Genomic DNA, 278 nt, shown 5'->3' on the forward strand with positions numbered 1-278 from the left:
AGGGTGAAACGCTGGTATGGCGTAGCCTTTGTACAGTTCGGGCCCCAACGGCGAATGGTGGGTCAATACCGCCGCTGTAGCGCTCAGGTCATGCTGCTGCCAGCGACATCGTCGTCCGAGGAGGATTTCTGTCACCAGCGCAAAGGGCATGGATGCTAAGGCATGGGGATACGCTTTACCGCGCTTACCCCGGATGTACTCCTGAAAATCCACCGTGACTTTGCCAATATCATGGAGGGCACATGCCAGCAGGGCTTTCATCCGTAGGCGTGCATCAA

At 56.8% G+C, this 278-nt stretch carries 1 pseudogene (only partly in view); it reads right to left on the minus strand.

Features of this window, described 5'->3' with window-relative positions:
- Positions 1-261, minus strand: a pseudogene (locus tag H5U36_01795) (CRISPR-associated endonuclease Cas3''); it reaches 66 nt to the left of the window's first position.
- Positions 262-278: the final 17 nt, after the last annotated feature.

The sequence above is a fragment of the Candidatus Caldatribacterium sp. genome (assembly GCA_014359405.1).
Taxonomy (GTDB): Bacteria; Atribacterota; Atribacteria; order Atribacterales; family Caldatribacteriaceae; genus Caldatribacterium; species Caldatribacterium oleiphilum.